The sequence below is a fragment of the Sporanaerobium hydrogeniformans genome (genome assembly GCF_002735925.1).
GTDB classification, from domain to species: Bacteria; Bacillota; Clostridia; order Lachnospirales; family Cellulosilyticaceae; genus Sporanaerobium; species Sporanaerobium hydrogeniformans.
The window spans coordinates 1-13095 of the sequence record NZ_PEDL01000038.1 but is presented as its reverse complement, the minus strand read 5'-3'; the positions used below and the strand labels follow the sequence as shown (position 1 = coordinate 13095).

8 protein-coding genes and 1 rRNA gene are annotated in these 13095 nt (G+C 34.7%); 7 read left to right on the top strand and 2 right to left on the bottom strand.

The window, feature by feature from the left end; translation table 11 throughout:
* Positions 1–91, top strand: a 16S ribosomal RNA gene (locus tag CS063_RS16785); the annotation flags it as partial.
* 267 nt (positions 92–358) lie between these two features.
* The gene (locus tag CS063_RS16780; RefSeq protein ID WP_099450836.1) at positions 359–2137 is read left to right on the top strand and encodes a methyl-accepting chemotaxis protein; all 1779 of its coding nucleotides are present in this window, start codon (positions 359–361) and stop codon (positions 2135–2137) included.
* Positions 2138–2200: 63 nt separating this feature from the next.
* On the opposite strand, the gene CS063_RS16775 is transcribed toward CS063_RS16780, so the two are convergent.
* Positions 2201–3964, bottom strand: coding sequence for a sensor histidine kinase (locus CS063_RS16775; RefSeq protein WP_099450835.1), 1764 nt, complete (start codon positions 3962–3964; stop codon positions 2201–2203).
* 12 nt (positions 3965–3976) lie between these two features.
* A complete protein-coding gene (locus CS063_RS16770) occupies positions 3977–5533 on the bottom strand; it encodes a response regulator transcription factor (RefSeq protein WP_099450834.1) in 1557 nt (518 codons plus the stop codon).
* Between the two features lie 222 nt (positions 5534–5755).
* Between CS063_RS16770 and CS063_RS16765 the strand changes: the two genes are divergently transcribed.
* From CS063_RS16765 to CS063_RS16745, 5 genes are all read left to right on the top strand, one after another.
* Complete coding sequence (locus CS063_RS16765) at positions 5756–7156, top strand: ABC transporter substrate-binding protein (protein WP_099450833.1); 1401 nt, start codon at positions 5756–5758, stop codon at positions 7154–7156.
* A 108-nt stretch (positions 7157–7264) separates the two neighbouring features.
* The gene (locus CS063_RS16760; protein ID WP_180270841.1) at positions 7265–8176 is read left to right on the top strand and encodes a carbohydrate ABC transporter permease; all 912 of its coding nucleotides are present in this window, start codon (positions 7265–7267) and stop codon (positions 8174–8176) included.
* A 14-nt stretch (positions 8177–8190) separates the two neighbouring features.
* The gene (locus tag CS063_RS16755) at positions 8191–9045 is read left to right on the top strand and encodes a carbohydrate ABC transporter permease (protein WP_308415556.1); all 855 of its coding nucleotides are present in this window, start codon (positions 8191–8193) and stop codon (positions 9043–9045) included.
* Positions 9046–9101: 56 nt separating this feature from the next.
* Positions 9102–9359 (top strand): NifU family protein, encoded by a 258-nt coding sequence (locus CS063_RS16750; RefSeq protein ID WP_180270840.1) that lies wholly within the window; start codon positions 9102–9104, stop codon positions 9357–9359.
* 20 nt (positions 9360–9379) lie between these two features.
* Entirely contained in the window at positions 9380–12496 is a 3117-nt protein-coding gene (locus CS063_RS16745) for an alpha-mannosidase (RefSeq protein WP_099450830.1), read from the top strand.
* The last annotated feature ends 599 nt before the right edge of the window (positions 12497–13095 follow it).

Genomic DNA, 13095 nt, shown 5'->3' with positions numbered 1-13095 from the left:
AAGGAGGGAGCCGTCTAAGGCAAAACCAATGACTGGGGTGAAGTCGTAACAAGGTAGCCGTATCGGAAGGTGCGGCTGGATCACCTCCTTTCTAAGGAAACAACTGGAATGGTTACTATTTTGTTTTGAATGTTCATTAGGATAAAAAAGGATAGTTTTAAGTTATTAGATAACTTAAGACTATCCTTTTTTGATGTATAAGGTATAAAATATGTTAAAATTATGTAGATTTTGAAGAAAAATATAAACAAAACAAGAAATATATAATATAATAAATATACAATGCTTACTGTACAAATTGTAATATCTTTTTAAATTTATACAGTAAAGTACCACTACAGATAAGGGAGGCGAGTATATGGTAAATAATGTAAAAATAAAGACAAAGATTATTGTCTTAACCACCTTGATGATGTGTTCTATGATAATTATTGCAGTAACCTCATTATGGAAATATGGTATAGTTCTAGATCATTCCTTGAAAGTGTTAGAAGATAGTATACGAAAGGATTACGATACTGCAATACAGCAGCAAGTAGATAATACTATCTCATTGATACAAACAGTATATGATGACTACAAAGCAGGAACATATACAGAAGAAGAAGCAAAAAGATTAGCAGCTAACTTGGTTAGAAAATTAAGATACGGAGATAAAGGTTATTTTTGGATTGACACTTATGAAGGAGATAACATTGTTCTTTTAGGTTCAGATGTGGAGGGCACCAATAGGCTTGCAGCAGTAGATAGTCAAGGCTATAAAATGGTAGAGAATATAATTAATGTAGGTAAGGAGGGAGGAGGCTTTACTGATTATACCTTCCCAGAAGAAGGTGGAACAGAGTTTTTACCTAAACGTGCCTATAGTAAAGCATTTGCGCCATTTAAGTGGGTGATAGGAACAGGCAACTATACGAATTACATAGATAATTTTATTGAAGAGAATACCAATGAAGTTAAAAAGGAAATAGAAGCTATTAAAGTTCAATTAATGCTTATATTTGTAGTAAGCTTTATAGTATCCTCCATAAGTATTCTTTTCATATTAAAAAGTATTATGAGTGGTTTTAAAGGAGTTGTATCTTATTTTGGTGTGATGGAGCTGGGTAACTTTAGAGAACCTATTCCTCATAAGCTAATAAATAGAAAAGATGATTTTGGCTACTTATCAAATAGTATGCAAAAAATGAAAGACTCCATAGCAAAGCTTATAGCGGAAGCAAAAGAGAGTGTTATGACGAGTGAAGTAATCAATAAAGAAATTAATGAGAGTATTAATAAACTGTATAGGAATATTGAAAGTGTATCTGCCACCTCAGAGGAGTTGGCTGCAGGTATGCAAGAGACATCTGCTTCAACTCAAAGTATGTCAGCAACTATTGAGGAAATAGTGGAGGCATCAAAGTCCATTGCTGAACGCTCACAGGAAGGTGCAGTTAAAGTTGTCTATATGACAGATACTGTAGGAAAGACTAAGGCAGAAGTAGAAGAACTACAAAAAAATGCAATAAACATGAAGGAAGAAATACAAGGTAACCTTAAAGAGGCAATTGCTAAAGCTAAAATAGTTGAAGAAATTGATATATTATCGGAAGTTATTATGAACTTAGCAAATCAGACAGACCTACTGGCACTTAATGCTACAATTGAAGCAGCTAGGGCAGGAGAAGCAGGAAAAGGATTTGCTGTAGTAGCGGAAGAGGTTCGTAAATTAGCTGAACAATCAAAAAATGCTGTAGTTAATATTAAAGGAACAACTAAAGAAGTAACAACGGCTATGAACAATCTAACAGTAAATGCCAATCGGCTACTTGAGTTTGTAGATAAAGATGTATCAAGAGACTATGAAAAATTTCTTGAAGTGACAAATAGTTATAAAGAGGATGCAGACTTCATAGACAATCTAATAAGTGAATTTAGTGCCACAGCAGAAGAATTATCAGCTTCAATAGAGAATGTCCTATCTTCTATTAGTGAGGTTGCAAAGGCTGCTGATGAAGGAGCCCTTGGCATAACAGGCATAGCAACAGCTGCAACAGAAATTCTTGAGGAATCCAATCAAATTATTAGTAATATTAAGCGAGGCGAAGAATATTCGGATAAGCTTATACAAGAGATTAATAAGTTTAATGTTTAAATCAATGAAAGGGACTTTGTATAACTCATTAAATGAGCTGTACAAAGTCCCTTTCATTTTTAATTAAGAAGTAGAATAAAGCTGTGGTGGTAGGTGTATATTGAGAAGAAGCTGAATGGTAGTGCCAGTAGCATCATATGGGATGAAGAGACCATAGTCCATACCGTAGAGGAGCTTGAGTCGATTGTTTACATTTGAAAGACCAATATGCTGGGTATCTGTAGAGGCATTTTTTTCGAAAAGTGCATTTAAAGCTGCAACTTGTTTTGATTTCATAGGTACGCCATTATTGTATAGAGTAATAATAATCTTATCTCCATCTTGCATCACTGTAATACTGATAAAGCGTTCTTCTATAGGCTCTAAGCCATGAATAATAGCATTTTCAATAAGGGGCTGCAAAATGAATTTGGGAATTTTGAGTTCCTTTAGGAGAGGGCCTTTAGGAAAATGATAAGCGATTTTATGGCGCAAGCGGATATTATGTAAGTTAATATATTTTTCAAGATAGAATAATTCTGTTTCCAAGGACACAAAATCGCTGGTATGCCGCAGAGTGAATTGGAGGAGTTCACCTAACTCTTCAATGAGATAAGATACATCCTCAGGCTTATTGGCAATAGCCTTCATACGAATAGACTCGAGTGTATTGTAGAGAAAATGTGGGTTCATTTGGCTTTGCAAAACTTTAAGCTCTGCTTTAATATTCTTATTAGTAATTTCGTTATTAAGATGAAGGAGTTCATTGATACGTGAGGTCATTTGATTAAAGCAAGTAGTAAGATAACCTATTTCATCATGAGTTGTAGGTACGACAATGGTATCAAAAGCTCCTTTTTCTACTGACTGCATACCTTTTGCTAAACGTGCAACAGCTTGTGAAAGTGATTTAGAAATAAAAAGGGCTAATAAGACACCTATAAAAATACAAACTAATACGCTATTAAACATACGTTGGCTAAGATGAGGAAGTCCACTTAATAAATCTTTCTCAGAAATCGTTAAAACGACTGTAAGACCGCTATAAGGGGATTTTTTATAGGTAATAATTTCAGACTCTTGATTTTCCTTTAAATGAAAATAGCCTTGTAAGTTTGAGGTAGCCTTTAAAAAGGCTGTATGATTAGTTTTATATTTAGAGGGATTGCTATAATAAATCGGTACATTGGTACGATCCAATACTACCATATTGTGATTATGAAGAGCATTAATTGTCCCAATTTCTTTAAAAAAGTTAGCTTTAATGTCTATTTTAATTAAGCCTATAGGTTCTTTCTGATCCAAAGATTTAATCTTTCTTACAAAAGAGAGCATCTCACTAGGCATGTAGCTATTAGTTTCATAAGGAGAGACAAGATAAGTCATACTATCACTTTCCCAAAAGGCTTTAAACCAGCTTTCATTTTGAATATCATAACGAGGTAGGAAATTAGAGTTAAAGCCAAAGCTATAATGCTGCTCCTTTAAGTCAGTAATAAACAACCCTAAGATGTTAGGGTTAAAGGAAGTTAGGGAATCAATATAATCTTTGGCAAGGAGATAGCTACTATTAGAGTCAAGTGTTGAGGTTTCTTGTCCTAAAAGAAGCATAGTATGGGGATTGATGATAATAACCTTAGAAAGCGTATCTAAGTCCTCTATTACATAATTAATAGAATCATTTATTTTAGTTACTAAGGTTTCAGAGTAGTCTAGGCTGTTTTCTCTTAATTGCCAAGCCATATATTGGTAAGAGATAATACCTGATAGACTCACACAAATAACAATTAAGATGAAAAAACAAGCTATAATTTTACCTTTAAGTGTATGAAATATTTTTTGATACATAGTTACATCCTTTTAATGAGATTTAGTTTGCTTACGAAATCTAGTAGGGCTTAGACCAACATATTTTTCGAAAACAGTAGAGAAATATTGCGCATTGTTATAACCAAGTTCTTCAGCTATTTCTTGAATTTGCAAGGTAGAATTAAGCAGGAGCAGCTTACCCCTGTCTAGTTTCACAAGTGTAACATAGTCAATAAAGCTAATACCTGTTACTTGCTTAAAGATACGGCTTAAGTAAGACGCATGAATGTGGAAATGCTGAGCGGTTTGCTCACGAGTTATAAGCCCATTTTGTTCTTGAACATAAGCTTTAATTTGTTCAATAAGAAAATCAGTAGAGGTTGTTTTGGTTGCTTTTAGCTGATGAATAAGTTCTAAGGTGCAGGTTAAAACCCAACTTTTTAATTCATGATAATTCTTATAATGCTTTCTAAGATAAGTTACCCGATAAATGTCATAACTAAAAAAGCTGCTTTCCTTAAGGTTAAAGGAGTAAGCTAAGTTTTTAAGATAAACTAGAAGACTAATAGTTTCTATGTAGATTTGATTAGAAGGACATTTCTTTTGGGTAACAAGATAATTAAAGAAGCCATTAATTTGAAGGGTAGCAGCAGGCTCATTTAATTCTTTAACATGATTTAAAATGGCCTCCATATAGGGGCGAGCATCAATAACTTCAGAATAGCTCGGTGCAGTAGACTTATCAAAAACTACTATATTATCAGAGCTATAGAAGGTTTCATTAAGGGCATACAAGGCTTGTTCAAATAAGGTATTTAAAAGACAAATATTATCTGAAATACTACTTACGCCTATAGCTAAAAAGTCACCGATATTAAGGTTTAGAAAGTCAATGAGTTTATGACGCTTTTGCTTTAAATGAGAACCACATGAGCCTCTTAATAAGATGATAAATTTATTGCTTTCGTAAGGAATAAGGGGCTCCATACCCTCCTTCTCAAGATAGGGAGTAAGAGAGGTAGACAGAGATAGGCTAGGGGAAATGGATGGGGGCATTTCTTGGCAGTCTATCAGCATTACTTCATAAAATTCTCTTACACTACTTAAAGGGAAGAGGTGGGTGTTAATATCTTCTTTTGTATGAATCTTTTCTGTACCTTTTAGAAGATCCAGCAGGTATTTTTCTTTTGCAAGAAGAGTAAGAGTCTCTTGCCTTTCTGCATGAGAGAGGTTTTCTCTGATAAGTTTGGTAGCAGCCTCTATTTTTTCTAATAGCTGATTTTTTCGAAGAGGTTTCAAAAGATAGGAAAAGGCACCTTTTTCAATAGCGCCTTGAGCATATTCAAAATCATCATAGCCACTTAAAATAATAATTTTCATATCAGGTACATGTTTTTTAAGGGCATCAAGCATAGATAGCCCATCTAGCTGTGGCATACGAATATCTGTAATCAAAAGGTGAGGCTTTTCTTTTAGTATAAGGTCATAGCCTTCTTTGCCGCTATAAGCACAGCCAGCTACTTCAATGCCTAGAGCTTGCCAGTCTAATATAAAATTCAATCCTTCTACAATGGATTCATCATCGTCTATAAATACAATTTTTAGCATGAGTATACTCCTTTAAAAGTCTACATAAAGGTTAATTATAAGTAAAATGATACAATTTATATAAAAACAAATATTGATTTATGTAAAGTTAGTGTTATTATACCAAAAAAGTGTACAATATCAAATCTTTTGGTAACAATATTGTATATTTCAAGCTTTTTGAAATGGTAACATAATATTAGAAATGAACACTTAGATAAATAATATCAAGGAGGAATTATAATGAACTTAAAGAAATTAGCAGTATTTGGTATGGCAATGACTGTTGGTTTAACTTCTCTTGTAGGTTGTGGATCAAAACAAGAAGGTTCTGAAGCAGCAGCTCAGACAGAAGGTAGTACAGGGAGCAAACAAGAAATTAAAATGTGGTCAAAAGCAAGTGGAACAGACCCTGCACTTGATGCCATTATTACAGCTTTTAATGAAAGTCAAGATAAATATACTGTGAAATATGAAGGTTATGGTGATAACTATGCCAACGTTGTAAATATGGCACTTACTTCTGGTGATGCACCAGATATCTTTGAACTTGGTGGTAACTTTTCAGTACCTACACTTATTGAACAAAAACTGATTGCTCCTGTAGGTGATGTTATTACAGAAGACATGAAAGCAGATATTTTTGAACCTGTTTTTAATCAAATTGAATTATATGGGGATATGTACTCCATTCCAACAAGAGTAACAGCCTTCCGTTTGCTTTACAATAAAGATTTATTCGAAGCAGCTGGTCTTAATCCAGAAGCACCACCAACAACTTTAGAAGAAATGCGTGAAATGGCTAAAATCATCACTGAAAAAGGTGAAGGAAAAAGCTATGGTTTCGGTCTTTACTTAGGAGCAGGAAATATTTGGGAACGTGTACTTGACCCAATGACAGTTGCAGCTAACGTAGCCGGAGAGTATGGTTTTGATTTTACAACAGGTCAGTTTGATATTACAAAACAACAAAGACTTCTTGAGTTTTATGTAGACTTGGCAAAAGATGGTTCTCTTTTCCCAGGCTATGAAACTTTAGCAGTTGATCCAATGCGTTCTAACTTTGCTCAAGGTAATGTAGGTATGTATATTGATGGCAACTGGACATCTGGCCTTTATAGCACACAAATTAAAACAGATATTAATTGGGGAACAGCAGCTATCCCAGTATTTGCAGATGAAACCTATACAAAAGGGTTAGGTTTTGCAGGTGTAGACTTTGCAGTAGCAAGTTCTTCTAAAAATCAAGAAGGTGCAAAAGAGTTTTTAAGATTCCTACTTCAAAATAGTGAGATAGCACAACAATTTAAAGCAGAACCTAAAACATATTTACCAGCTAATGATGTTGCTGCTCTTCCAGTAGAAGAAGCAGGTCTTCAAGGCCTTGAATACAATTTCAAACTAGATGATATTGCACCACTTCCAATGACTATCCAAGATAATATTGCAGTAGAAGGAGATAACAGAAATAAAGTATTTACAAACTTATTCCTTAAAATAGTTACTGGAGAAAATGTCGACTTAACAAAAGAACTTGAAACACTTACACAAAGATACAATGATGCTTTAGCTAAAGCTCTCGAAGCAGGAACAGTTAAAGAATCTGATATTAAAATTGAAGGCTTCAAGTTAGAAGAAAGATAATAGAGGTTATACGACTTAACAAAGATGCAAGGTGTAGGGAGGATTTGTAGAGTACCTATAGCTTGCATTCTTTATGTACAAAAGAGAATTTTAAGGAGGGAAACATATATGGAAGCAGTTCAAAAGAAAAGAAGTTTTCTTAGTAACCTAAAATTACAAACCTATCTGATGATTACACCCACTGTGCTAATGATAGTGTTATTTGGAATTTATCCAATTCTTTATGTGTTATTTTATAGTTTTACTAACTATAATGGGATGTCTGCACCAGATTTTGTGGGCTTTACAAATTATATAAGAGTTTTACAGGATTCTTCTTGGTGGTTAACAGTTAAAAACACTTTCCAAATAGGGATTGTTGTTTCACTTATTCAAGTACCTATTGCTTTAATCCTTGCAATTATGGTATCTGGTAAATTAAAGGCAAGTGGTTTTTTTAGAGCTGTACTTTTTTTGCCAAGTATCACAAGTACCGCCATTATGGGTATTGTGTTTTATTTCTTATTTGCTTCTTATAACGGCTATGTCAATGAAATATTAATAGCTGCAAATATGATTGAAAACCCTATTTCTTGGCTTGGAGATGGCCTTATGGCAAAAGGTGTTATCGTCAGCTTCTTAAGCTGGCATGATATTGGATTTTTTATGCTTTTATTCTTAGCAGCTCTTCAAAAAATACCAGGAGATGTGTATGAAAGTGCTAAAATTGATGGCGCTAACACTCTTCAAACCTTTATGAAAATTACTGTGCCAATGCTTGGCAAAATGTTTCAAATCATTTCAATGTTATCTATTGTTAATGCGCTTAAACTATTTGATTCTGTAAAATCTCTTACAAATGGTGGACCGGGTTCAGATACAGAAGTTATGACTATGTATATTTATCGCTACTTTTTTGAAAACACAGGTATTCCACAGCAAGGTTATGCCAGTGCAGTAAGCATTGTAGCCACACTTATAGTAGGTGGTGTAGCAATTATTTACCTCCTCTTTACTAAGAAAATGAATTATGAAGACTAGAAAGGAGCAGCATCATGATGAATAAAACTTTAAAAAAATTTAGCTTGAGCAAGGTACTTTGCTATGGGCTTTTAATTATTGCAACACTTCTAACGGTTTTTCCGCTTATTTATGCTTTTGGTGGCTCCTTTAAGTCACTAGAAGAATTTTTAAAGGGGGGGACACAAATCTTCCCAACAGAATGGACACTTAGCAACTATGTGACAGCATGGACACAAGCAAACTTTGGAAGATACACGTGGAATAGTATTCAATATACAGCTTTATCAGTAGGTTTAACCGTTTTAACCACAGCAATGACGGGGTATGTGCTTTCTCGTGCAGAATTTAAAGGGAAAAAGCTTCTTCAAGGTTCTATGGGCTTTATGATTTTCCTTATCGGTGCAGTAACTATTTACCCTATCTTTAGATTAAGTAAATCTCTTGGATTATTAAATAGCATATGGGGGATGGTTATTGCACAAGTGGCTTCAGGGCAAGCCATGTTTACAATCATTATTATGGGATACTGTGATGGGATTAGTAAGGAAATAGATGAGGCAGCTAATATAGATGGCACAACTTTTTTTCAAACCTTCTATATGATTATTCTTCCACTCATTAAGCCTATTTTAGCAACTGTTGCTCTTCTTACGTTTAGAGATACCTGGAATAACTTTATGACACCACTTGCCTTTACACTTTCTAAACCAGAGCTTAGACCATTAACTGTAGGAGTTGTTATGCTTAAAGACCAAGGGGATGGGGTAACAGCCTGGAATATCATGTTAGCCGGAACAATTATGGCTCTTGTGCCTATTTTGATAGCCTATGTCTTCCTGAATAAGTACTTCGTAGCAGGAGTCACTGATGGAGCGGTTAAAGGTTAAGGCGATAGTAAAAAAAGAAGATGCTCACAAGGATTAGCAGAAAAGAGGGAAGTAGTATGGAATTAACAGCGCAGGAGCTTAATAAGTTTATTAAAGAAAAAATTAATCCCAGAGTTCAAGGAGACGGCGGAGAGGTAAGCTTCGTGAGTCTGGAGGGGCAAGTATTAACAGTTAAAGTACAAGGTGAGTGTTCACGTTGTCCTTTAACTTCAGGTTGCTTTAAGGACTGGATGGTACAAGAGATTGATAAAGTCTGGAAGAAGCAATTAACAGTTAAAATAATAGTAAAGAAGCCCTATTTTTGGGATAAGTAAGCGAGAGGAGGGGTAAAATTATGGCACACGTAAAAGTTGCAAGACGTTCTATGAGTAAAGAGGAATGGATTTCATTAAGAGCAAAATGGATTAGCTCAAGAGTAATTAAAAAGAGCTTCCACTTAGAGGGGTGGGAGATTCGTGAAGGTAGGCAAGTGACAGAGATGAACTATGAGTTCTATAGTGATGACTATAAGAAGATTCAGGATGGAGAGATGTTCTTCTCACCTGATGGGACCGTTTTCTTACGCAATACGGTTACTCTACCTGAGGAATTAAAGGATGAAGAAGTATGGTTTCAGTTTACAACAGCTTCTGAAATGATCATTAAAGTGAATGGTACATGGGCAGGTGGCTTGGATCCTAATAGGGAGCGTATGCTTCTTAAAAAGGCAGAGGATAAAACGACTACATTTCTATTAGAAATGGAAGGCTATAATCGTTCTAAGCCAGATGATGAACGAAACCCAGAGACTTCACATCTAAGAGGATGTAGGCAAGTCTTTGATGGTGGGAACTTTGTCGTGATTAACCCAGAGATTCAGGCAGCTGTTTACGATCTTAAAATCTTATTAGATGCGATGCAATGTGAGTATATTAATGAAGATGTTATAGAGCTTATCACAAGAGAAACGTATGCAGCACTTAATTATGTGGATTATGAAGAAACAGATGCCAACCTTTATGAAGTAGGTATTCGAAAATTAAAAGAGCATTTACGTACAACTATTTTTGAAAATAAAGATTATGGTAATATAGGAAATGTAGCATTAGTAGCTCATTCACACTTAGATATAGCCTATTACTGGAGAAAGATACATACCGTACAAAAGAATGCTCGTACTTGCCTTATTCAGCTAAGATTAATGGATCGTTATCCAGAATTTAAATATTGTCACACACAAGCATATACTTATGAAATGTTAGAAAAACACTTCCCAGAAATCTTTGAAGAAGTCAAGGCGCGTATTAAAGAAGGACGCTTTGAAGTGGTAGGTGGGATGTATGTAGAACCAGACTGTAATCTTCCAACAGCAGAGTCTATTGTTAGACAGTGTATGTATGGACAACACTATTTTAGAGAAAAATTTGATATAACAGTAGATAACTGTTGGTTACCAGACGTATTTGGAAACTCTTGGATTTTGCCACAAATCCTTCAAAAATCAGGGATGAAATATTTCGTATCCAATAAAATGTCTACATGGAACGATACTAATAAATTTCCCCACAATAACTTTATATGGAAAGGAATTGATGGAACAGAAGTATTAGCATGTGTGCCACCTACTCATTTCATCAGTTGGAATACGCCAGAACAAATTATTGAGAACTGGGAAAGCTTTCAAGATAAAGAGAGCTGTAATGAAACCCTTAATATGTTCGGTTATGGTGACGGTGGAAGTGGTGCGACAGAAGAGATGTTAGAGTTTATGGAAAGACTACCAAACATTCCTTCTCTTCCTAAAACTAGACATATCCGTGGAGATGAGTTCCTAAGAGAGAATTTAGAAGGAAATGATAAGCTGAGTGTGTGGGATGGCGAGCTTTATCTTGAAATGCACCGAGGAACATTTACCACAAGAGGTATTCTTAAAAAATATAATAGGGAACTTGAAATCTTTTTAAGAGATGTAGAAATGCTGAGTAGTATTGCGGCACTTAAAGGTTATGAATATCCTTATGAAATCATTGATAAGTGTTGGAAAAAAGTACTTGTTAATCAATTTCATGACATCTTACCAGGAACACATATTGCACCTGTAGAAAAGGATGCATTAGGAGAATATAAAGAGGTACTAAGTGATTTGACAAAAGTTTTTGAAGAGGTTTCTGCGTTTTTAGGTTTACACCATCCAGAAGGGACGTCTAAACGACTAACAGCTGTAAATACATTAGGTTGGGAAAGAAAAGAAGTATTCTTTATCCCAGGTCAATTTGATGTAAAAACAACTGTAGAAGGAGCTTTTACTCAAAAAGGTACTTTAAAAGGAGAAGAAGGCTTGTGGGTTTCAGGGAAGAAGATACCTGCTTTAGGAAGTCAAGAGCTTGTATTAGGTGAAAGACAAGAAGATAATGTGGCTTGGTATAGTTTCATTGATGGTAAACTTGAAACACCTTTCTATAGGGCTCACCTTCATGAAGATGGGACACTTTCTAGTCTTTATGTAAAAACAGATAAACGTGAACTAGTTGAGGAAAATAAGAAAATCAATGAGCTTAAGATTTATAAGGATAATCCAGGTATGTATGATGCGTGGGATGTGCTTGAGAATTATAAGGAAAGAGAAGATCAAATAGAAGTGGTACGTCCACTTGCTCTTGTAGAAGCAGGGGAAGTATATGTGGCGTTTGAAGTCCAGTTTAAACTTAAATGCTCTATATGGAAACAAACCATTAAATTCTATAAAGATGATAACAAAGTAAGTTTTGAAAACTATGTAGATTGGCAAGAGACAAACAGATTAGCAAAAGCGGAATTTAATCTTAACATTTTATCACGTCATGCCAAGTGTGATACAAGTGCAGGGACAATTGTAAGGGAAACACATAAAAATACCACATGGCAACAAGCGCGCTTTGAAGTATGTACACATAAATGGGTAGACCTTTCTGAGCATGGCTATGGTGTTGCTTTATTAAATGATGGTAAATATGGGGTATCTTTTGATAAAACACAAATCGGCCTATCCTTATTAAGAAGCCCAATTCGTCCTGATCTAAATAGTGATAAAGGCATTCATACCTTTACTTATGTATTAATGCCACATAAAGAAATACTAGAAGACGCAGGTATTATTGAAGCGGCTTGGGCACTTAATACACCTTTACGTTTCTATAGTGAAAGTAAAGAAGCTTTTGAATTTATGCAAATAGAGGGAAATAACCTTCACATACAAGCTGTTAAGCGCCCTCAATATGCTAAAGCAGGAGAAAAGAAACTTATCCTACGCCTTGTTGAACTTAAAGGAGAACGTGGAATAGGTAAAGTGAGCTTTAAGTTACCTATTTATGAAGCTGTTAAGGTAAATCTTTTAGAGGATGCTTTAGAAGAAAAGGACTATAGTATAGATGAAAATAGTTTGGAATTTAAATATAGTCCATTTGAAATTATAAGCTTTGAAATAGCATTTTAGAAACAAAGTAAATCGCCTAATTTACAGAACAGACTCTTGAGTTTTCATCTTTTATGGGATGGAAATAGTTGCTGGGAAAGAAGCAGAGAGTCTCAGTAAATTAGGCGATATCATTTGCAGATACTAGTGAATGAAGTAAAGTTTTTAGGATTTAGAGTAGCTTAATTAGGGAAGAGAATATTTTTTAAAATTATGGTGAAAAAGTGTTGACTTATGTAATGTATTAGTGTATTATTGTAAAAGTCGCTAGTAAATGGCGAGCAAATAGAAGCATCCCAAAGGATGTAGCTATAACTTGTACTTTGAAAAACAAATACTACGAAATGATAGATTTAAACTTCAAATGCTAGTTTAACTAGCAAGCTAAAATTATTTTAGCGCCTAATGATAACGCAAGTTGTCAGGGTAACAAACAGGTAATCTGTTGGTTTATATCTACAATTTAACCGATAAATTTATATTCTTTGTATTCATCATTTATGATGATTAACAAGGCACAAATGACAAACCGTCAACGTAAGTTGAACGGATTAGGTCAAGCTACTAAGAGCGTAGAGTGGATGCCTTGGCACCGAGAGCCGATGAAGGACGTGATAAGC